Genomic DNA, 20,543 nt, shown 5'->3' on the forward strand with positions numbered 1-20,543 from the left:
ACACCCTGCGGTCGTCGCCAGGCAACGGACGCGGCAAGACAAGCCGCGACTAACGGTCCTTTTCATAATCATCCCCCCATTGCCGCGCGTTTCGGACGCGGTCATTATCCCTGTTGTCCGCCAAGACCGCCGTCTCGATCCGAAGCGATACATGGCAGCATTTGAAAACTGTTACCGTTATCCGAGCGGTTCAGCGACCTGTCAAGGTGTTCCCGGTAACATTTGACAGGCGCACGGCGTGAATGCTTAACCGCGTGGACGGTCTTCGTGGATAGCAAAATAGCTGAACCGAGAGGACTGTGGTTTTGGACGGCAATGCTTAAGTGAAGGGTTCGTATATTTCGATCGAGCCGAAGGTCTGAAGTGATTCCGGAATTGAGGCAAAAGCCACCTCGAAGTCACCCGATCAAGAAACTTTCACGTGCCCAAGCTTAAGACAATTCCGATCGCCCTGTACTGGCTCTTCAGCCCAAACGGCCGATCCCAGACCGGGCGCAACAACCTATTTGCGGTCGAAGGCTTGCCTTGCATCATTTTACTTTTTGGACGCGATCATGCAGCGCTATCGAAACGACATGATGGCGGTATCAACGATGGCTTGCCGCTCCCGACGTGCTGGCTGGCACCGCAACGCCGGGTGCGAGCGATCCCGGCGGCGAGCGTAACATCGTGTCTAATTCAATGGGGGTAGAGCCATTGCCGCAACGATCGAAGCCAATGGCCATAAAGGCCGCCACGGTGCGCGATGTCGCCCGCCGCGCGGGCGTATCGCACACCACGGTCTCGCGGGTGATAAATGGCGAGGCGATCGTCACCCCCGAAACCCGACAAATGGTGGAGCGGGCGATCGCGGAACTTAAGTTCGTCCCCAATTTGGCGGCGCGGGCGCTGTCGGGAGCCGAGCAGCTGCGGGTTGGGCTGTTGCATCGCTTCCCCAATCCCGGCTCGCTCGGCGAGTTTTTGGTGCATTTGCTGCACGAAGCTACCAAAACCCATGCCAGCTTGGTGGTCCACCGCGTGGCCGACGCGGATCAACGCCGCGCCGCCATCGCCGACCTGGTCGAACGCGGAGTCCGCGCGGTGGTGTTGGCCCCGCCGCTGGCCGATGATTGCGAATTGGTGGACCAGCTGGTTGCCTTGAACATCGTCATGGTGGCGACCGGCCTGAACCGCCGAAGCTGCCGGCAGATCGCCTCGGTCGGGATCGATGACCGCACCGCTGCGCGAACGATGACGCAGCATCTGCTGTCGCTCGGCCACCGCCGCCTGGGGTTTATCAAGGGCGATCCGCAATACGCATCGGCCGGGTTAAGGCTGTCGGGCTTCCAGGATGCCCTTGCATTGGCAGGCTTGCCGGCGGATCCCGCGCACATTGCCGAGGGAAACTACACCTATCAATCCGGTTTGATCGCCGCCGAACAGCTGATCGGCGTGGCGGACCGGCCAACGGCTATTTTTGCGAGCAATGACGATATGGCAGCCGCGGTCGTTTCGGTCGCACACCGCCACCGGATCGATGTGCCACAGCAATTGTCGGTCTGCGGATTTGACGATTCGGCGCTGGCAACGACGATCTGGCCGGCCTTGACCACGATCAGGCGCCCGACCCTGGAACTGACCCGCGAGGCATTCCGCATGATCTCGGCGCAACTGGCACGCGCAGGCACCGCCGACGATAGCGAGCATGTGCTGCTTCACCACCTTCTGGTCCGCCGCCAATCCGATGGCCCGCCTCCGGGCGTATGACCGAGGCATACGCTGGAGGGGCAGCCAGCATATCTCCCGATCGCGGCGGGCGGCCATGCTTGCACTCATCCTTATCCTTCGCTAGATACAGCGCTCAATCCGACAGTCTGGATGGGCAGCGCCGGTTTCCTTCTTAAGGAACCGGGCAGCGGCTCTTTGCCCGGCGGTCGGCGAACCAACGAACCCATTGTCAAAGGGCAGCACGCCAGTGGCGAAAACGACCCCGATCGAGTTCCTGCGGCAAGTCCGCGCCGAAACCGCCAAGGTGGCCTGGCCGACGCGCAAGGAAACGGTGATGACGGCGGTGATGGTGGTCATCATGACCTCGCTGCTCGCGGTCTTCTTCCTGGGTGTCGACAGCTTTTTCGACGCACTGGTGAAGTTCCTGCTTTCCCTCGCCGACTAAGAAACGGAAAAACACGCATGGCGCGCTGGTACATCATTCACGCTTATTCGGGCTTTGAGAACAAGGTTCGCGACCAGATTCTGGCCGACGCAACCCGGCTGGGGCTCGAGGCGCTGGTCGAGAGCGTCGAGGTGCCGGTCGAGACGATCACCGAAGTGCGCCGCGGCAAGAAGGTCCAGTCCGAACGCAAATTCTTCCCCGGCTATGTCCTGGCCAAGCTGGCGATGAACGACGACGTTTATCACCTGGTCAAGAACACGCCCAAGGTGACCGGCTTCCTGGGCAGCATGGGCAAGCCCCAGCCGATCAGCGAGAGTGAAGCCGCACGCATCCTGAACACCAAGGAAGAAGCCGCCGCAGCGCCCAAGCAGCAGATCAAGGTCGATTACGAGATCGGCGACAATGTGAAGGTGCTCGACGGCCCGTTCGCCAGCTTCAACGGCATGGTCGAAGAGCTCGACTTCGACAAGTCGAAGGTCAAGGTGTCGGTATCGATCTTTGGCCGCGCAACCCCGGTCGAGCTCGATTTCGAGCAGGTCGAACGCAGCAAATAAGGCGGGATCGCACGCGGCGTGCCGCGTCACCACGGAATTGCAAAAACGCGGGACAGGTGCCCGCGTTTTTTTGTTTGTGGCCGCTGCACTGCCGGCTGGTGCCCCCACGACCGGGCATCATAACCGCCCGAATGGATCACCGCCACATCGGGCAAGATAAATCGACATTATCCTGACCTGTATCAACAATATCCCTGATGACGGGGCTTAAGATGCACAGGTCACCCCGGGAAGGGCGATAATGCGCTTGGCACCACGTAAAAGCTATCGTCAGCCGCATGACACTTCTGCAAACCTCAGGGGACGATCATGAAACAGCGTAAACATCATGACTATTATGTATCTCGCGCAAAAGCAGCGCGCGCGCTAGCGCTCAAGGCGGATTGTCCTGAAATTGCCAAGATTCACTACGTGATGGCGGCGCAATATGATCTGACTGCTATGCAGATACCGCCGCCAATCAGCGAAAACGACGGGCGCGATTACGCCGTATGACGTAATCGCCGATGGAGATAATTTTCATCGAAGCCGGCGATGTGGACCAGCTTGATCGGATCGATAATGTCGACGCTGCCACGATGCAACGCCATCGCCCCGGTCAGCCGCAGTTCCTGCAACACCCGGTTGATATGGACTGCGGTCATGCCGAGCGCATCGGCCAGCACCAATTGCGACATCGGAAAGGCGAATTCGCCATCGCCCGCCAAGCCGATATTGCGCGCGCGCAGATATAATTCGCACATCAGATGCGCCACGCGCTCGATGCTGCTGCGCCGCCCCATGCTAACGATCCAGGCGCGCATCACGCCTTCGTCGATCAACTGCGCAGTATACATTGCACGGGCGATCGCCGGGTGATCGTTCATCAAGGTCAGCATCTCGGTTCGCGAAATGATCGCCACCTTGGCAATCGTCAGCGCCTGGATGCCATGATCCATTTCGGGCAACAGATTGACGTGCAAGTCACAGGCATCACCAGGCATCAGGAAAGCCATGATCTGGCGCGTCCCGCTGGGCAGGATTTTGTATCGACAGACCCAGCCTTCGAGAACGACAAAGACCGGGCCAGGCTCATCGCCCTCGCGGATCAAGTCCTGGCGCTGGGCATATTTGCGCGTCCGCGCGGTTGCGGCCTCTAATACCGCAACATCGCGGGGCGAAAGATCGGATAGTTCGCTCAGCTTGTTCACGAACCGGTTGATCATGAGTGCTACCTACACGCTAAGCCATGGAAACTATATTGCCTAATATCATTGATTGTTGTTGATATAGATTGATGATGAAGGTTCAGAAAGGGGTATTGAGCCCCTGATCGAAACCGACCGACACTACGCTGGCCCGCGCTGGTATCGGCTTCAACCATAAGGTGCAGCAATGCCCGACCATGACATGGGCCGTGAACCACAAGACGTTCCCTCCGACCTGCCCCCTGAAATGCCCCCTGAAATGCCAGACGCGCATGGCCATGCTGCGCTGATCCTGGTGGAAAGCCTGATCCACGGGCTGATCGAACAATCGATCCTTACGCCACGTGACAGCATGAAGATCATCGACCTGGCGATCGACGTCCAGGCCGAGTTCGCCATGGCTGCCGATGACGCCAGCAAAACCATGTGGCATTCGCATGCGCTATTATCTTCGATGGCAGCATCGCTAGAACATGATATTGATCAAGCACAAGACGATGGAACCAAGTCGTAGCCGCTTCGCAAGGGATATATCCCATAGCTATTCTATCGCTTTGCCCGGCCTGGTCGCTGCCGAGCTGTAGGAGGACAAAATAACGTCGAATTAACGACGGTCAGCTGGGAGAAAGGTGATGCTGGAATTTCGGCTGGAACCCGAATTGCGCCTGTTAACGGTGACGCGCAATGGTGTTTGGTCGGTCGATGAGGCACTATCCTATGAGGAGGCGCTTCGGCTGGAACTGGCGGCGCTGCGGTTATTTGAAGGCCCCACCGCGTGTATCATCGATGTTCGGCTCGACGAGCATCAACCGCTCAACTGCGAAGGGTTGCGGCTGATGATCGGCCGGCTCGGCAAATTGGCGGCCGATCGGTTCGCCACGGTGACGTCGGCGGACCTCACCAATGCGCAGATCGAGCAACTTACCAGGGCCAGGACGCGCGTTTTCACGTCGATGGTCCTGGCCAGGGACTGGGCCGCGAGAAAGTCGCCGACCCGTCCGGGGCTGGCGGCGGCAACCCACGAGCCGAGCCATGCCTGGGGGGACGGGTTGCTGGTCCAGGTGCGCGGGCCGGGCGACATCGATTTCCAGCTGACCCCCGCCGCCGCACTGGAAACCGCCAAGCGAATCAGCGACGCGGCGATCGACGTGTTGCTGCGGGTCGCGGCACAGCCATGCGACCAGACGACGCGACATTGATCGCGGCGGTGGCGCGGTCCTTCGTCCTTTCCACGAAGAGACGACCAATGGATCAGCGTCGCAGGCACAAAAAAGCCGGCAGCGCGCCATTGCCCGCTCCCGGCCTGTCAGAACCTGGCCCCCGAACGCGCCGGGGGCCGGTTTTGGATTACACCGTCAGGTCGAACCGGTCCGCGTTCATCACCTTGACCCATGCCTTGACGAAGTCTTTCACGAACTTTTCGCCGGCATCGGCACAGGCATAGACCTCAGCCAAGGCGCGAAGCTGTGAGTTCGACCCGAACACCAGATCGGTGCGCGATGCGGTCCACTTCTGCTCGCCGGTTATGCGATCGGTTCCCAGATATTCCTGGTCACTGTCTTCGCTGATCTGCTTCCACGCGGTGCCCATGTCGAGCAGGTTCACGAAGAAGTCGTTGGTCAACTGACCCGAACGATGGGTGAACACGCCGTGGTCGCCCGCCTTGGGGTGATTGGCCCCCAGCACGCGCAGGCCGCCCACCAGCACCGTCATTTCGGGGCTGCTGAGATACAGCAACTGCGACCGGTCGATGATCAGATCCTCGGTCGGCACGTTGAATTCAACCTGCAGATAGTTGCGGAAGCCATCGGCCTTTGGCTCGAGCACGTCGAAGCTGTCGGCGTCGGTCTGCTCGGCGGTCGCGTCGGTGCGGCCGGGCAGGAACGGGACTTCGATGGCGTGGCCGGCAGCTTCCGCCGCAAGCTCGACACCGACGGAACCGCCCAGCACGATCAGGTCGGCGATCGACACCTTCTTGCCGCCGCTTGCCTGGCCATCGAAATCGGCCTTGATGCGATCATAGACGCCCAGCACCCGCGCAAGCTGTTCGGGCTCGTTGACCTCCCAGTCCTTTTGCGGGGCAAGGCGGATGCGCGCGCCATTGGCACCGCCGCGATGATCGGACCAGCGATAGGTCGATGCCGATGCCCATGCGGTGGTCACCAGCTCGCGGATCGACAGGCTGGACGCCTTGATCGCTTCCTTGAGCGAAGCAGTGTCGGCGTCCTCGATCTGCGCGTAATCGGCCTTGGGGATCGGATCCTGCCAGATCAGATCTTCGGCGGGGACTTCGGGGCCGATATAGCGCGACTTCGGCCCCATATCGCGGTGGCACAGCTTGAACCATGCGCGCGCCCAGGCATCGGCGAAATATGCGGGATCAGCGCGGAACTTCTCCATGATCGCGCGGTAGGACGGGTCGACCTTCAGCGCCATGTCGGCCGAGGTCATCATCGTCGGCACGCGCTTGCCCGCAGTGTGCGCGGCGGGGGCGAGCGTTTCGTCGGGGTTGCCGACCGGCTGATATTGATGCGCGCCGGCGGGGCTGCGGACCAGTTCATATTCATGGTCGAGCAGCATGTCGAAATACGACATGTCCCAGGTGATCGGCGTCGGCGTCCATGCCCCCTCGAGCCCCGAGGTGATGGCGTCATCGCCCATGCCGGTGCCGTGCGTTGACATCCAGCCAAAGCCCTGTGCGGCGATGTCCGAACCCTCTGGCTCGCGACCGACCAGCGAGGCATCGCCGGCGCCATGCGCCTTGCCGAAAGTATGGCCACCGGCGGTGAGCGCGGCGGTCTCTTCGTCATTCATCGCCATCCGCGCGAAGGTTTCGCGCATGTCGCGGGCCGAACCCATCGGGTTGGGGCAGCCGCCCGGCCCTTCGGGATTGACATAGATCAGGCCCATCTGGATCGCGGCGAGCGGGCTTTCGAGCACCGCGCCCTTTTCCTCCTCGATCCGGGTGTCGCCGAGCCACTTTTCCTCGGTGCCCCAGTAAATGTCCTTCTCGGGCTCATACACGTCGCCGCGTCCGCCCGCGAACCCGAAGGTTGGGCCGCCCATCGATTCGATCCCGACATTGCCCGCCAGGATGAACAGATCGGCCCAGCTGACCTTCGCGCCATACTTCTGCTTGATCGGCCACAACAGGCGACGCGCCTTGTCGAGATTGCCGTTGTCGGGCCAGGAGTTCAGCGGGGCGAAGCGCTGCTGCCCCGACGACGAACCACCGCGCCCGTCGGCGGTGCGATAAGTGCCGGCGGCATGCCAGGCCATGCGGATGAAAAATGGGCCATAGTGACCGTAATCGGCTGGCCACCAGGGCTGGCTATCGGTCATCAGCGCGGTGAGGTCGGCCTTGAGCGCGGCATAGTCGACGGTCTTGAACGCTTCGGCATAGTTGAAGTCGTCACCCATCGGATTGCCGGTGAGGCCGTTCTGGTGAAGGATTTCAAGGCTGAGCGCTTCAGGCCACCAATCACGATTGGTGCGGCCGAGCAGCTTGCGCTTGGCGGCTGCGTGCTTGCCGGGATCATTGAGCGGGCTGCCTGATGTGATGCCGTCCATGTTTCTCTCCTCGCAGTAGGTCGTCTCCGTTTTCAATCTATGATAGCCTGTTGATCGGATAAAGTGATTAAACTTCGTCAACGAGAGCGATAAAAGCGATCAATCGCCCGTCGACCGGCGCTGCTACCGTGCCGGGCCGCCCACGTTGCATCCTACACCAGTTTGCGCTAAGCGCGCTAGCTTCCAACGCTAGCGATGGATGTTGCGGGAGGCGGCCACAAGCCGCCGGACGAACCGCTAAACTTGCACCGGCGCGCAGGGCGCACCGGCAACAGAGTGAGTATCATGGCAAAGAAGATTACCGGCTATATCAAGCTGCAGGTTCCTGCGGGCAAGGCGAACCCATCGCCGCCGATCGGCCCCGCATTGGGCCAGCGCGGCGTGAACATCATGGAATTCTGCAAGGCGTTCAACGCATCGACCGGCGACCAGGAGGTCGGCACCCCGCTGCCCACCGTAATCACCGTCTATGCCGATCGCTCGTTCAGCTTCGAGACCAAGACCCCGCCCGCCACCTATCTGATTAAGAAGGCCGCCGGCCTGAAATCGGGTTCGAAGGAGCCGGGCAAGGTTTCGGCCGGATCGATCAAACGCTCGCAGCTTTCGGAAATCGCGATCGCGAAGATGAAGGATCTGAACGCCAACGACATCGACGCCGCAACGAAGATCATCGAAGGCTCCGCTCGCGCGATGGGCCTCCAGGTAGTGGAGGGCTGATCCGATGGCCAATCTGAGCAAGAAGCAGAAGGCAGTCTCGATCGACCGCGAGAAGCTGCACCCGATCGACGAAGCGATCGCGCTGGCTCGCGCCAACGCCACGTCGAAGTTCGACGAGACGATCGAAGTCGCGCTGAACCTGGGCGTTGATCCGCGTCACGCAGACCAGATGGTCCGCGGCGTGGTGACCCTGCCCAAGGGCACCGGCAAGACCGTTCGCGTCGGCGTGTTCGCCAAGGGCGCAAAGGCCGACGAAGCACGCGAAGCAGGTGCCGATGTCGTTGGTGCCGAAGACCTGATGGAGATCATCCAGGGCGGCAAGATCGATTTCGACCGCTGCATCGCCACGCCCGACATGATGGGCGTCGTGGGTCGCCTGGGCAAGATTCTGGGGCCAAAGGGCATGATGCCCAACCCCAAGCTTGGCACCGTGACGATGAACGTCGCCGAAGCGGTGAAGGCAGCCAAGGGCGGCCAGGTCGAATATCGCGTCGAAAAGGCCGGTATCATCCATTCGGGCATCGGCAAGGCGTCGTTCCCGGCAGAAGACCTGCGCGCGAACTTCGACGCGCTGGTCGATGCGGTGATCAAGGCAAAGCCGACCGGTGCCAAGGGCAAGTATGTCCGCAAGATCGCGGTCAGCTCGTCGATGGGTCCGGGGATCAAGGTGGACGTCGCCGAAGTCGGCGCGTGATCCTACGATAACCAATACAAACAAGAAGGGCCGGGAGAGCGATCTCCCGGCCCTTCTTATTTTGGATGAAGTGGTGGCTACCCACTTTTTCCGTCATTCCCGCGAAGGCGGGAAACCATAACCACTGCGCTGGCATATGGCTTCCCGCCTTCGCGGGAATGACAAGCCGTGACGTCAGTCGTTCGGCGTCAGGATCGCATAAGGTGCGCCGCGAGTGTCGTCCGGCTCGGCAGGCGCAGGTTCGACCGACACCTCGGTCAGCGCGTCGACCGCATGCGGGTCGGGCGCGTTGATTTCGGCACCGTACAGCTCGGGCATCCAATTATGCGTGACGGTGACGATGTCGCCCATCTTGGTCGTGTCAAACAACAGTGCGGCAAATTCATCGGGCACGCCGATACAGCCATGCGTGGCCGCGTTCGCCTCGACCTCGCTGCCGTGGATCGCCACCCCGCCCCAAGTGAGCCGCTGCATATACGGCATCGGCGCGTTGTAGAGATTCGAGATGTGGTGCCGGTTCTTTTGCAGGATCGGGAAGGTGCCGGTGGGGGTCGGTTTGTGATCGGCCCCATAAAGGATGAAGGCGCGGCCAATCTCTACCCCGCCGCGATAGACGTACAATTTTTGCGCGGTCAGATCGATGACGATCCGGGTGGCACCGGGGGCGACGCCCTTGTCATCCCAGGCGAATTCGCCAGGCATGAGCGGTGATTCAAGTTCCAACACGCTCCGCACCTCGGGCGTGCGCGCCGATGCGATCTGTGGCGCGAGCGACGCCACCAGGACAAGCGCCGCCAGTCGAAGCGACCGGGTGTTCCGCCAGAAATTGCCATTGCCCATGCGCGCGAATATCCGTGTAGTGCCGTTGTGGTTTATTCTATCGGCGCGCGGTTTTTGTTTTGCCAGTGGCTGTTTTGGCGTGTGCCGTTGCTGGACGAATCGGCATCGGTGCAAGGCGGACTGGTTAACGCACACCGCCGCCTGCTTCATCGTTGACTTTCCCCCGGCTAGCGCTATGTGCCGCGTCTTGCCGACAAGGATTCGTCCGCGTCGGCATCCGTCCGAGACAGCAGGTGGCCAGGGATTTGCCCGGCCTTAATGTCCTGCCAAGACGGGGAATGCATTTTCGCCGAATACTTCCGCCAGGAAGGTTCGGGTCACGCGCGGGGCCACCCGCCGCTTGACGATCATGCCCCTCGGACGAGGGAGCCGGGCAGTCGCCCGACTTCCGACGTAACCGGGCCTTCGCAGTGAAGGCCTTTTTTGAGGAGACCGGCATGGATCGTTCGCAAAAGACCGACGCCGTCGCCGCGCTGAACAGCACCTTCAACGAAGTTGCCGTGGTGGTCGTCACCCGCAACCTCGGGATGACCGTCGCCCAGTCGACGCTACTCCGCACGAAGATGCGCGAAGCCGGTGCCAGCTACAAGGTCAGCAAGAACAGCCTTGCTCGCATCGCCCTGGTGGGCACCGAGTATGAAGGTCTGTCGGACCTGCTGACCGGCCCCGTAGCCCTTGCTACCTCGACCGACCCCGTGGCTGCGGCCAAGGTGGTCGCCGAGTTCGCCAAGACGAACGACAAGATCGAAATCGTCGGCGGCGCAATGGGCAGCCAGATGCTCGACGTCGATGGCGTGAAGGCGCTGGCGACGCTGCCGTCACTGGACGAACTTCGTGGCAAGCTTGTGGGGCTCATCGTGGCACCTGCAACCAAGATCGCGACGATCGCTCAGGCACCGGCCGCACAGATCGCGCGCGTGCTTTCGGCATATGCGGAGAAGGAAGCCGCCTGAAACGGCGCTTCCCCAAGGCTTATTTACTGACCCAAACCTTTTGAATATTGGAGTATTACCATGGCTGACCTGAACAAGCTCGTCGACGACCTGAGCGCCCTGACCGTCCTGGAAGCCGCTGAGCTTTCGAAGATGCTCGAAGAGAAGTGGGGCGTTTCGGCTGCTGCCGCAGTTGCAGCACCTGCCGCTGGCGGCGGCGCTGCTGCCCCTGTTGCTGAAGAGCAGACCGAATTCGACGTGATTCTCACCGGCGACGGTGGCAAGAAGATCAACGTGATTAAGGAAGTCCGCGCGATCACCGCACTCGGCCTGACCGAAGCAAAGGCGCTGGTCGAGTCGGCTCCCAAGGCCGTCAAGGAAGGCGTGTCGAAGGACGAAGCCGCCAAGATCAAGGCCCAGCTGGAAGCAGCCGGCGCGACCGTCGAAGTTAAGTAATCAACTCTGCCACCCGGCAACGGGCGGCAGTGCGATCGAAGAAGGGCGGCCCCATTGGGGTCGCCCTTTTTTGTTGGGGGTGAGCGCGCACGAACAGGGCAAGGCTGGGTCTTTGAATCTGGGGTGCGTGGTGCGGATGACGCACCCCTTTTATGCTCGCCGCTTGAGCCGCATGTCGCTTCGCCTTTGCGGGCGGCGGCGACTGGCGTTAAGGCTTGCGGCGAACGGTTCGGCGCAGCGTTCAGCGTCGAGGAACGAGTGAGAGTAACCCTGGCCATGCCCACGCACCATCATCTGACCGCCCTGCTGATTGCCGCGCTGGCCGGCCCGGCCTTTGCCCAGGTGCAGCCGCCGGTGGTTCGCCCGGTGCCCACCGCGCCGCCAGCCCGGATCACGCCCCCGGCCCAGATTACGCCTCCGGTCCAGATTACGCCTCCGGCGATGCAGACGGTGCCGGTGCCGCCATCGATGCCGATGATCCTGCCGATCGCGCCGCTGCCGCTGTTGTCGCCCGAACAGGCGTCGCAATTGGCGGCGTTGCTGGCCAAGGACGGGGCCGAACAGGGGCTGCGATCGATCGCCGCCGCGGTCACGATCCCGCGAACCAACGACGCGCTGGTGCGCGCGGCGCTCGACCATGCGCATGCGGTACATGCCGGACGGCTCGATACCGCCGATTTCCAGGCCGACTGGGCGCTGCGCCCCGCCGCCTTTGATCCCCTGCCCGGCTTTGCCAAGGCAGTCGCGCAGGATCGGATCGCCCAATGGTTTGCGTCGCTGCCGCCGCCCTGGGCCGGCTATGACGGCCTTCGCACCGGGCTGACCCGCTATCGCGGCATCGTCGCAGCGGGCGGCTGGCAGCCGATCGCCGCCGGCCCCGACCTGTCGCTGGGATCGAAGGGACCGCGCGTCGCCGCGCTTCGCAAGCGGCTGGCGATCGAAGATCCCGAGGTGATCGCGACCGGCAGCAATTTCGATGCCGAATTGCTGGCAGCGGTGCAGCGCGCGCAGCGGCGCTATGGACTGAACCCCGCTGGCATCGTTTCGACCCAGACGATCGCGGCGCTGAATGTGCCCGCGCGCGACCGGGTGCGGCAGATCATGGCGAATATGGAGCGCTGGCGCTGGCTGCCGCACGAACTGCCTAAGAACCGCATTCAGGTGAACATCGCCGCCGCAGTGCTGACGGTGTTCGAGGGCGACAGCCCGGTGATGTCGATGAAGGCGGTGACCGGCAAGCCCGGCGGCGGCGAAACGCCGATGCTTGCCTCGACGATCCATTCGGTGGTGCTCAATCCGCCGTGGAACGTGCCGTCGAGCATCGCCAATCGCGAGCTGTTCCCCAAGGGCAATGCCTATCTGAAGGCCAATAATTTCCGGATTATCGGCGAAGGGCCGAACCGGCGATTGCAACAGGCTTCGGGCGACAGCAGCGCGCTTGGCCGGTTCAAGTTCGATTTCGACAATGCGTTTGCAGTGTATCTGCACGACACCCCGGCACAGGCGGGTTTCTCGCGCTTCGACCGGCTGGCGAGTCATGGCTGCATCCGGCTGGAAAAGCCCGCCGAGCTGGCAAAGCTATTGCTGCGCGACGTTCCCGAATGGAGCGAAGCAGCGATCGATGAGCAAGTGACGACGACGACCAAGACGGTGCGCGCGCGGCTCAACACCCCGGTCGAGGTTTATCTGCTGTATTGGACCGCCTTTGCCAGCGCGAACGGCCAGATGAGCTTCCGCGCCGATCCGTATAACTGGGATACCGTGCTGGCGGACAAGATCGAACGGCGTTCGGCGGCGCAGGTGGCGAGCCGATGAAGAGGGAATTATCGATGAAGAAGATTGCATTGCTTGGGCTGCTGGCGCTGGCGGCCTGTTCGGCCGAGCCCGAAACCGGGCCGCCGCCGGGCGAGCCGGTGGCCGACGAGACGCCGACCTATATCGAGCCTGAGCCTTATGCCGCACCCAATGCGATCGAAGAAACACAGCCCGAGCCGATGCCGGCCCCTGAACCCGAGCCGATCGCACCCGACGAACAGATGATCGACGATGCCGAAGCAACCGGCATGACATCGCGCGTCGATCGTTCGGGCGACGGACTGGATGAGGAAGTACCGGTTCGCGAATAAATTGGCGATTGATCGCGACTATTGAAGGCTGAGCTATAGCTGGTTTTCTCGTCATTCCCGCGAAGGCGGGAATCTATAACCACTGCACTGGAATATGGATTCCCGCCTTTGCGGGAATGACGAAGGAAATGCGTCAGCAACAAGTCATCACGCCTTAATCTGTAACGCCCCCAGCGCGGCGGGGCGTTACAGTGCCGCCAGATCGATCGGGCCGTGCCGGTCGAGCGTGCGCGATTTGTCGGGCATCGGATATTTCAGCCCGGTCGCGCAATTGAACAGCACCACCTGTTCGTCGCGCCCGACCAGGCCATCGGCCAGCGCACGCTCATAGGCGGCCAGCGTCGCACCGCCTTCGGGGCACAGCAGCAACCCGTCCTTGGCGGCTTCCTCTACCGCCGCGACGATCGCGGGATCGCCGACCGCCAGCGCCCTGCCGCCGCTTTCGCGCACCGCATCAAGGATCAGGAAATCGCCGACCGCCTTGGGCACGCGGATCCCCGCCGCCAGCGTATGTGCGTCCTCCCAGCGTTCGGCATGGCGCTCGCCCGCTTCGAACGCGCGGACGATCGGCGCGCAGCCCGATGCCTGCACCGCATACATGCGCGGACGGCGCGACCCGATGAAGCCGATCGCCTCGAGTTCGTCGAACGCCTTCCACATGCCGATCAGGCCGGTGCCGCCGCCGGTGGGGTAGAAGATCGCATCGGGCAGTTCCCACCCGAATTGTTCGGCAAGTTCGAGGCCCATCGTCTTCTTGCCCTCGATCCGATACGGCTCCTTGAGCGTCGACAGGTCGAACCAGCCATTGGCCTTTGCCCCCTCCCCCACGATCTTGCCGCAATCGTCGATCAGGCCGTTGACGCGATAGACCCGCGCGCCCTGCGCGGCGATTTCGCGCACGTTGATTTCGGGCGTGTCGTCGGGGCAGAAGACGATGGTTTCGATCCCAGCGCGCGTCGCATAGGCGGCAGCGGCTGCGCCGGCATTGCCGTTGGTCGGCATCGCGATCGTCTTGACGCCCAGCGCCTTGGCCATGCTGATCGCCATCACCAGCCCGCGCGCCTTGAACGATCCGGTGGGCAGCCGCCCTTCGTCCTTCACGATCGGTGCGCGCGCCGCCAGGCGCTCGCCGGTGCGGTCGAGCGTCACCAGCGGAGTTTCGCTCTCGCCCAGGCTGACGATGTTCGCGGTATCGCGCACCGGGAGCAATTCACGCCAGCGCCACAAATCGCGCGGGCGCTGCGCCAGCGCTTCCTTGCTCAGCGCGGCGCGCACCGCCGGCAGATCATAGCGGACCAGCAAGGGCCGCCCGGCGGCGGACAGGCCGTGGAGGCGATCGGCTTCATAGCGATCGCCGGTCAGGCCGCATTCGAGGTGGGAGACGAAGGTCGGACGCTCGGTGACGAGATTGGCGTTGCTTTGCATCGCCGTTGGATGCGGGGACACGGTGCGGGCGTCAAGCGTCCCCGGCGCTTACGCGGGCGGGCGCGGCAGGCGATAGGGTCGCGCCGCCAACCCCTCGACCACGCGCGGGCCGCGATCGACGAACACCGGTGCCAGCTTGCCGCTGGTCGGATGCGGGCGACCGATCATATAGGCTGCCGAGGTGCGCCCGGGGGTGCCGTTCTGCGTGCGATACCGCGCATCGAGCAGCAGCATCGGCGCAAAGAAACGCCGCCCGGCGACCTCGACCAGATGCAATTGCTCGAAGGGCACGCCCATCGCCGCGCGCAGCTCGCGATGCTCACCGGGGCGAAGCGCGAATACATTGTGGCGCGAGGGGTCGGCGGGCTCGGCGAGATAGTCGAGCAACTGGCGGTCCTGCTGCGGATTGGCCGACACCAGCCATGCCGACACCAGCAGATCGCCGACCACGGTGTCGGACGGGTTCACCACCGCAAAGCTATATTCGACGAACCCCGCATCCTCGGTACAGCCGGCGCGGATCGGCTGTAGTTCGAGCGCGAGCATCGGCGCGGCGGTCTCGGCGGATTTGAAGGCCGTGATGAACCCGGCATCGGCGGGCGGCGGCGTGGCTGGCCGTCCCTGAAACGCCTTGATCGTGCCATCGGGAGCAATGGCGGGCGTCGCCGGTGCGGGGCGCGGCGGCACCGACAGGAATTGCGGCCCGGAAGCGGCGTCGACCGCTGGATCGGATGCAGCGGCGGCGACCGCGCGCCGTATCGGCGGGGTCGGCGCGAGATCGGGTTGCGGGGTGTCGATGCCTACGCCCTCCCCGTCCTGCGCACCTGGCACGTCGCGGCGACGCCAGGCGACGAAGGCAGCGGCCGCCACCAGCGCCAGCCCGCCGCCAAGCATCCACCAGGTCCAGTCGACATCCGACTCCGGTGCTTGCGCCTCGGGTGCAGCCTCGGGTGACGGCGCAGGCGAAGGCTGGGCCGGCGCGGTGGCGGTCGGCGCAAGCTCGATCGGGGCGGGTTCGGCCGAGCGAGATTCGATTGGCACCGCCTTGGGTGCCGGGGTTGCACGCTGTTCGCGCGCTGGCGACGCTGCGGAGGGCGTGCGTGCCGGTTCGGTTGCGCGGGGCGCGGGGGCCACCGCCGGCGATGGCGCGGTTCGAGTCTGAACCGGCGGCGGGGTGACTGCCGGCGTTTCGCTGCTATCGCCGGGCGGCAGCGAATAGGTGATCGGCGGCGTCACTGGTTCAGGCGGCGCATCCTGCGCCGACACAGGTGCGCTCAGCGCCAGCATCGCTGCAAGGGCGGGGATCGAAGCAACAACGGCACGTGCCGGGGCCTGCCCGGACGACGAAAGTAAACGGACCATGCAATCGCCTATCGCGCGCAGCGACTTACCGCTAGTCCGAACATCGGTTTGCGGAACCGAAAGCTGTCCCGACGGTTTGACACGGCCGCCCCGGAGACCTAGATAGGCAGCCTACCCCGACGACCGGGAAATGAGGTGCCGTCGCGCAGTGCTTCATACGGATGGGTCGAACGGGTCTGCAACGACGCTGAAAGCTGCGGCTCCGCTATGGAGCGCGCGGCTTTTTGCGTCTTCGCATGCGCGCCGCCTTTCCGGCGGCCGACATCGAAGTTTTTTGAGCTGAGAGGCGAACAGCACCCATGGCAACCCAGGCATCAGACGGCGGCGCGGCATCGCAGCGCATCGAGCGCAGCACCGTGAAGCGGCGTATCCGCAAGGTCTTTGGCGACAACCACGAAGTCGTGCAGATGCCGAACCTGATCGAAGTGCAGCGCGAGAGCTACGAACAGTTCCTGCGTAGCGATCCGTCGATCGGCTATGTTTCGGGCCTCGAAAAGACGTTGCGCTCGGTTTTCCCGATTCGCGATTTCGCCGGCACCGCCGAGCTCGATTTCGTCAATTACGAGCTCGAGCCGCCGAAGTTCGATACAGAGGAATGCCGCCAGCGCGGGATCACCTATGCCGCGCCGATGCGAGTCACGCTTCGCCTGATCGTGTTCGAGGTCGATGCCGATACCGAGGCGCGCAGCGTGCTCGATATCAAGGAGCAGGACGTATACATGGGCGACATGCCGCTGATGACGGGGAACGGCACGTTCATCGTCAACGGCACCGAGCGCGTGATCGTCAGCCAGATGCACCGCTCACCGGGTGTGCTGTTCGACCATGATCGCGGCAAGACCCACGCATCGGGCAAGTATCTGTTCGCTGCGCGCGTCATCCCGTATCGTGGTTCATGGCTCGATTTCGAATTCGACGCCAAGGACATCGTCAACGTCCGCATCGATCGCAAGCGCAAGCTGCCGGTCACGACGTTGCTCTACGCGCTGGGCATGAACAGCGAGGAAATCCTCAATCATTTCTACAGCCGCGTCACCTATGTGCGCGGTCCCGGCGGCTGGCAGATCCCGTTCGCCGCCGAGAATTGGCGCGGGCAAAAGCCGATGTTCGACATCGTCGATGCCAAGTCGGGCGAAATCATGTTCCCCGCGGGCCAGAAGATTTCGCCGCGCGCCGCGAACAAGGCGGCCAAGGACGGCCTGACCGACCTGCTGATCCCGACCGAGGAAATCTTCGGCCGCTACTCGGCCTATGACCTGGTCAACGACGCCACCGGCGAAATCTATGTCGAGGCTGGCGACGAAATCGACGCCGAGAATCTGGAAAAGCTCGACAAGGCAGGCATCGACACCGTCGAACTGCTCGACATCGACCATGTCTCGACCGGTCCGTGGATCCGCAACACGCTCAAGGTCGACAAGGCCGAGGAGCGCGAGCAGGCGCTGTCGGATATTTATCGCGTGATGCGCCCCGGCGAGCCGCCGACGCTCGAGACCGCAGAGTCGCTGTTCAGCGGCCTGTTCTTCGATCCCGATCGCTATGACCTGTCGGCGGTCGGCCGCGTGAAGCTCAACATGCGCCTCGACCTCGATGTCGAGGACACGGTGACGACGCTGCGTACCGACGACATTCTCGAAGTCGTCAAGACGCTCGTGAACCTGAAGGACGGCAAGGGCGAAGTCGACGACATCGACAATCTCGGCAACCGCCGCGTGCGTTCGGTGGGCGAATTGCTCGAGAACCAGTATCGCGTCGGCCTGCTCCGCATGGAGCGCGCGGTGAAGGAGCGGATGTCGTCGGTCGATGTGTCGACGGTGATGCCCAACGACCTGATCAACGCCAAGCCGGCGGTTGCAGCGGTGCGCGAATTCTTCGGTTCGTCGCAGCTGTCGCAGTTCATGGATCAGACCAACCCGCTCTCGGAAGTCACCCACAAGCGCCGTGTGTCGGCACTTGGACCGGGCGGCTTGACGCGCGAGCGCGCAGGCTTCGAAGTCCGCGACGTTCACCCGACGCATTATGGTCGTATCTGCCCGATCGAGACGCCGGAAGGCCCGAACATCGGCCTGATCAACTCGCTGGCCACCTTCAGCCGGGTGAACAAGTACGGCTTCATCGAGACGCCCTACCGCAAGATCGTCGACGGCAAAGTGACCAACGACGTCGTGTATCTGTCGGCGATGGAAGAGCAGAAGCACACCGTCGCCCAGGCATCGGCGGCGCTGCACCCCGACAACAGCTTCTCCGAGGAGCTGGTTTCGGCGCGCCAGGCGGGCGAATTCCTGATGGCGCTGCCCGATCAGGTGACGCTGATGGACGTCAGCCCCAAGCAGCTCGTGTCGGTCGCGGCATCGCTCATTCCGTTCCTGGAAAACGATGACGCCAACCGCGCGCTGATGGGATCGAACATGCAGCGTCAGGCGGTGCCGCTGGTTCAGGCAGAGGCGCCGTTCGTCGGCACCGGCATGGAACAGACCGTGGCACGCGATTCGGGTGCGGCGATCTCGGCCAAGCGCGCTGGCGTCGTCGATCAGGTCGATGCGACCCGTATCGTCATCCGCGCGACCGGCGAGGTCGAAGCGACTGCGAGCGGCGTCGATATCTACACGCTGATGAAGTTCCAGCGTTCAAACCAAAACACCTGCATCAACCAGCGTCCGCTGGTGCAGGTCGGCGACATCGTGAAGGCCGGCGACGTGCTGGCCGACGGCCCGTCGACCGAGTTCGGCGAGCTGGCGCTGGGGCGCAACAGCCTGGTCGCGTTCATGCCGTGGAATGGCTACAACTATGAGGATTCGATCCTCATCAGCGAGCGCATCGTGAAGGACGACGTCTTCACCTCGATCCATATCGAGGAATTCGAAGTCATGGCGCGCGATACCAAGCTGGGGCCGGAGGACATCACGCGCGACATCCCGAACGTCGGCGAGGAAGCACTTCGCAACCTCGACGAAGCGGGCATCGTGTACATCGGTGCCGAGGTCGAGCCCGGCGACATTCTGGCGGGCAAGATCACCCCCAAGGGTGAATCGCCGATGACGCCCGAGGAAAAGCTGCTCCGCGCGATCTTTGGTGAAAAGGCGTCGGACGTTCGCGATACCTCGCTTCGCCTGCCGCCGGGCGTTGCTGGCACCGTTGTCGAGGTCCGGGTGTTCAACCGCCACGGCATCGACAAGGACGAGCGCGCGATGGCGATCGAGCGCGAAGAGATCGAGCGCCTGAAGAAGGACTCGGACGACGAGCGCGGCATCCTCAACCGTGCGACCTGGTCGCGCCTTAAGGAAATGCTGCTCGGCCAGACCGCGACCGCAGCGCCCAAGGGCGTCAAGAAGGGCGTCGTGATCGACGACGCGCTGCTCGACAGCGTCGAGCGGCACGAATGGTGGAAGTTCGGCGTGGCCGACGATGGCGTCCAGTCGAACCTGGAAGCCGTCAAGGTCCAGTATGACGAAGCCGCCAAGAAGATCACCGACAAGTTCCACGATCGGCGCGACAAGCTCGAGCGCGGTGACGAGCTGCCACCGGGCGTGCTTAAGATGGTCAAGGTGTTCGTCGCGGTGAAGCGCAAGCTGCAGCCGGGCGACAAGATGGCAGGCCGCCACGGCAACAAGGGTGTGATTTCACGCATCCTGCCACAGGAGGACATGCCGTTCCTGGAGGATGGAACGCCGGTCGATCTGGTGCTCAATCCGCTGGGCGTGCCGTCGCGCATGAACGTCGGACAGATCTTCGAAACGCATCTGGGCTGGGCCGCGCGCGGTCTTGGTCGTCAGATCACCCAGGCGCTCGAAGAATGGCGCGAGGCCAATCCCAATCCCGAGCCGGGCGCGATGCCCGACGCGGTCAAGGATCGGTTGAAGACCGTCTATGGCGAGAAGTATCACGCCGAGATCGACGAGCGGAACGGCGACCAGATCATCGAACTGGCGCAGCATCTGAAAAACGGCGTGCCGATGGCGACGCCGGTGTTCGATGGTGCTCGCGAGGCCGATGTGGCGGCGATGCTCGAACTGGCGGGTCTCGACCCATCGGGTCAGGTGACGCTGTTCGACGGTCGCACCGGCGATGCGTTCGATCGCAAGGTGACGGTGGGCTATATCTATATGCTCAAGCTGCATCACCTTGTTGACGACAAGATCCACGCGCGTTCGATCGGGCCATACTCGTTGGTCACCCAGCAGCCGCTGGGCGGTAAGGCGCAGTTCGGCGGCCAGCGCTTCGGTGAGATGGAGGTGTGGGCGCTGCAAGCATATGGCGCCGCCTACACGCTGCAGGAAATGCTGACGGTGAAGTCGGACGATGTGGTCGGCCGTACCAAGGTCTATGAGGCGATCGTCAAGGGTGACGACACGTTCGAGGCGGGCATTCCGGAGAGCTTCAACGTGCTCGTCAAGGAAATGCGCTCGCTGGGCCTGAACGTCGAATTGAAGACGATGGAACTCGGCTACGATTCGGACGGCGTGCAGATCGCGGCGGAATAATTCGCACTTCCCCCCTCCCGCTTGCGGGAGGGGTCGGGGGTGGGCCT

General features: G+C 63.1%; 18 protein-coding genes. 13 read left to right on the forward strand and 5 right to left on the reverse strand.

Annotated elements, in window-relative coordinates:
- Positions 1 to 717: 717 nt before the first annotated feature.
- From QU44_RS08520 to QU44_RS18200, 4 genes are all read left to right on the forward strand, one after another.
- Entirely contained in the window at positions 718 to 1,746 is a 1,029-nt protein-coding gene (locus QU44_RS08520; protein ID WP_033921539.1) for a LacI family DNA-binding transcriptional regulator, read from the forward strand.
- A gap of 208 nt (positions 1,747 to 1,954) precedes the next feature.
- Positions 1,955 to 2,152 (forward strand): preprotein translocase subunit SecE, encoded by a 198-nt coding sequence (gene secE / locus QU44_RS08525; RefSeq protein ID WP_033921541.1) that lies wholly within the window; start codon positions 1,955 to 1,957, stop codon positions 2,150 to 2,152.
- Between the two features lie 17 nt (positions 2,153 to 2,169).
- Complete coding sequence (gene nusG, locus QU44_RS08530) at positions 2,170 to 2,706, forward strand: transcription termination/antitermination protein NusG (RefSeq protein WP_033921542.1); 537 nt, start codon at positions 2,170 to 2,172, stop codon at positions 2,704 to 2,706.
- A 309-nt stretch (positions 2,707 to 3,015) separates the two neighbouring features.
- Positions 3,016 to 3,201: a hypothetical protein gene (locus QU44_RS18200; RefSeq protein ID WP_156141036.1), complete on the forward strand. Its 186-nt coding sequence runs from the start codon at positions 3,016 to 3,018 to the stop codon at positions 3,199 to 3,201.
- On the opposite strand, the gene QU44_RS08535 is transcribed toward QU44_RS18200, so the two are convergent.
- Positions 3,189 to 3,911 carry a Crp/Fnr family transcriptional regulator gene (locus QU44_RS08535; protein WP_033921543.1) on the reverse strand — a complete coding sequence of 241 codons (723 nt, stop codon included), beginning with the start codon at positions 3,909 to 3,911 and terminating at the stop codon, positions 3,189 to 3,191. The genes QU44_RS18200 and QU44_RS08535 overlap by 13 nt on opposite strands.
- 169 nt (positions 3,912 to 4,080) lie before the next feature.
- Between QU44_RS08535 and QU44_RS08540 the strand changes: the two genes are divergently transcribed.
- Together QU44_RS08540 and QU44_RS08545 are read left to right on the forward strand one after the other, a co-directional pair.
- Positions 4,081 to 4,407 carry a hypothetical protein gene (locus QU44_RS08540; RefSeq protein WP_156141038.1) on the forward strand — a complete coding sequence of 109 codons (327 nt, stop codon included), beginning with the start codon at positions 4,081 to 4,083 and terminating at the stop codon, positions 4,405 to 4,407.
- A gap of 118 nt (positions 4,408 to 4,525) precedes the next feature.
- A complete protein-coding gene (locus QU44_RS08545) occupies positions 4,526 to 5,092 on the forward strand; it encodes a hypothetical protein (protein ID WP_033921546.1) in 567 nt (188 codons plus the stop codon).
- 148 nt (positions 5,093 to 5,240) lie between these two features.
- On the opposite strand, the gene katG is transcribed toward QU44_RS08545, so the two are convergent.
- Complete coding sequence (katG, locus tag QU44_RS08550) at positions 5,241 to 7,463, reverse strand: catalase/peroxidase HPI (RefSeq protein ID WP_033921548.1); 2,223 nt, start codon at positions 7,461 to 7,463, stop codon at positions 5,241 to 5,243.
- A 285-nt stretch (positions 7,464 to 7,748) separates the two neighbouring features.
- Between katG and rplK the strand changes: the two genes are divergently transcribed.
- On the forward strand, positions 7,749 to 8,180 hold the full coding sequence (gene rplK / locus QU44_RS08555) for a 50S ribosomal protein L11 (RefSeq protein WP_033921591.1): 432 nt from the start codon (positions 7,749 to 7,751) through the stop codon (positions 8,178 to 8,180).
- A gap of 4 nt (positions 8,181 to 8,184) precedes the next feature.
- Positions 8,185 to 8,874 carry a 50S ribosomal protein L1 gene (gene rplA / locus QU44_RS08560; protein WP_033921550.1) on the forward strand — a complete coding sequence of 230 codons (690 nt, stop codon included), beginning with the start codon at positions 8,185 to 8,187 and terminating at the stop codon, positions 8,872 to 8,874.
- A gap of 174 nt (positions 8,875 to 9,048) precedes the next feature.
- Here the strand turns inward: rplA and QU44_RS17760 are convergent, their stop codons facing one another.
- Positions 9,049 to 9,714 (reverse strand): L,D-transpeptidase family protein, encoded by a 666-nt coding sequence (locus tag QU44_RS17760; RefSeq protein ID WP_081987933.1) that lies wholly within the window; start codon positions 9,712 to 9,714, stop codon positions 9,049 to 9,051.
- Between the two features lie 437 nt (positions 9,715 to 10,151).
- Between QU44_RS17760 and rplJ the strand changes: the two genes are divergently transcribed.
- The 4 genes from rplJ (at position 10,152) to QU44_RS08585 (ending at position 13,228) form a co-directional block, all read left to right on the forward strand.
- Positions 10,152 to 10,667 (forward strand): 50S ribosomal protein L10, encoded by a 516-nt coding sequence (gene rplJ, locus QU44_RS08570; RefSeq protein WP_033921594.1) that lies wholly within the window; start codon positions 10,152 to 10,154, stop codon positions 10,665 to 10,667.
- A 60-nt stretch (positions 10,668 to 10,727) separates the two neighbouring features.
- The gene (gene rplL / locus QU44_RS08575) at positions 10,728 to 11,102 is read left to right on the forward strand and encodes a 50S ribosomal protein L7/L12 (protein WP_033921552.1); all 375 of its coding nucleotides are present in this window, start codon (positions 10,728 to 10,730) and stop codon (positions 11,100 to 11,102) included.
- Between the two features lie 276 nt (positions 11,103 to 11,378).
- A complete protein-coding gene (locus QU44_RS08580; RefSeq protein ID WP_081987934.1) occupies positions 11,379 to 12,917 on the forward strand; it encodes a L,D-transpeptidase family protein in 1,539 nt (512 codons plus the stop codon).
- A 14-nt stretch (positions 12,918 to 12,931) separates the two neighbouring features.
- On the forward strand, positions 12,932 to 13,228 hold the full coding sequence (locus QU44_RS08585) for a hypothetical protein (RefSeq protein ID WP_033921597.1): 297 nt from the start codon (positions 12,932 to 12,934) through the stop codon (positions 13,226 to 13,228).
- Positions 13,229 to 13,414: 186 nt separating this feature from the next.
- On the opposite strand, the gene QU44_RS08590 is transcribed toward QU44_RS08585, so the two are convergent.
- Positions 13,415 to 14,653: a threonine synthase gene (locus QU44_RS08590; protein WP_033921554.1), complete on the reverse strand. Its 1,239-nt coding sequence runs from the start codon at positions 14,651 to 14,653 to the stop codon at positions 13,415 to 13,417.
- 48 nt (positions 14,654 to 14,701) lie between these two features.
- On the reverse strand, positions 14,702 to 16,015 hold the full coding sequence (locus QU44_RS08595; RefSeq protein ID WP_156141042.1) for a hypothetical protein: 1,314 nt from the start codon (positions 16,013 to 16,015) through the stop codon (positions 14,702 to 14,704).
- A gap of 299 nt (positions 16,016 to 16,314) precedes the next feature.
- On the opposite strand from QU44_RS08595, the gene rpoB reads away from it, so the two are divergent.
- Positions 16,315 to 20,496, forward strand: a complete 4,182-nt coding sequence (gene rpoB / locus QU44_RS08600; protein ID WP_033921556.1) for a DNA-directed RNA polymerase subunit beta — start codon at positions 16,315 to 16,317, stop codon at positions 20,494 to 20,496.
- Positions 20,497 to 20,543 lie beyond the last annotated feature (47 nt).

Source organism: Sphingomonas sp. 37zxx (genome assembly GCF_000786205.1).
In the GTDB taxonomy this organism is placed as follows: Bacteria; Pseudomonadota; Alphaproteobacteria; order Sphingomonadales; family Sphingomonadaceae; genus Sphingomonas.

Coding starts and splice junctions, on each gene's coding strand:
- QU44_RS08520 (WP_033921539.1), top strand. CDS start 718: ATGGCCATAAAGGCCGCCACGGTGCGCGATGTCGCCCGCCGCGCGGGC.
- nusG (WP_033921542.1), top strand. CDS start 2,170: ATGGCGCGCTGGTACATCATTCACGCTTATTCGGGCTTTGAGAACAAG.
- QU44_RS18200 (WP_156141036.1), top strand. CDS start 3,016: ATGAAACAGCGTAAACATCATGACTATTATGTATCTCGCGCAAAAGCA.
- QU44_RS08535 (WP_033921543.1), bottom strand. CDS start 3,911: ATGATCAACCGGTTCGTGAACAAGCTGAGCGAACTATCCGATCTTTCG.
- QU44_RS08540 (WP_156141038.1), top strand. CDS start 4,081: ATGCCCGACCATGACATGGGCCGTGAACCACAAGACGTTCCCTCCGAC.
- QU44_RS08545 (WP_033921546.1), top strand. CDS start 4,526: ATGCTGGAATTTCGGCTGGAACCCGAATTGCGCCTGTTAACGGTGACG.
- katG (WP_033921548.1), bottom strand. CDS start 7,463: ATGGACGGCATCACATCAGGCAGCCCGCTCAATGATCCCGGCAAGCAC.
- rplK (WP_033921591.1), top strand. CDS start 7,749: ATGGCAAAGAAGATTACCGGCTATATCAAGCTGCAGGTTCCTGCGGGC.
- rplA (WP_033921550.1), top strand. CDS start 8,185: ATGGCCAATCTGAGCAAGAAGCAGAAGGCAGTCTCGATCGACCGCGAG.
- QU44_RS17760 (WP_081987933.1), bottom strand. CDS start 9,714: ATGGGCAATGGCAATTTCTGGCGGAACACCCGGTCGCTTCGACTGGCG.
- rplJ (WP_033921594.1), top strand. CDS start 10,152: ATGGATCGTTCGCAAAAGACCGACGCCGTCGCCGCGCTGAACAGCACC.
- rplL (WP_033921552.1), top strand. CDS start 10,728: ATGGCTGACCTGAACAAGCTCGTCGACGACCTGAGCGCCCTGACCGTC.
- QU44_RS08580 (WP_081987934.1), top strand. CDS start 11,379: ATGCCCACGCACCATCATCTGACCGCCCTGCTGATTGCCGCGCTGGCC.
- QU44_RS08585 (WP_033921597.1), top strand. CDS start 12,932: ATGAAGAAGATTGCATTGCTTGGGCTGCTGGCGCTGGCGGCCTGTTCG.
- QU44_RS08590 (WP_033921554.1), bottom strand. CDS start 14,653: ATGCAAAGCAACGCCAATCTCGTCACCGAGCGTCCGACCTTCGTCTCC.
- QU44_RS08595 (WP_156141042.1), bottom strand. CDS start 16,015: ATGGTCCGTTTACTTTCGTCGTCCGGGCAGGCCCCGGCACGTGCCGTT.
- rpoB (WP_033921556.1), top strand. CDS start 16,315: ATGGCAACCCAGGCATCAGACGGCGGCGCGGCATCGCAGCGCATCGAG.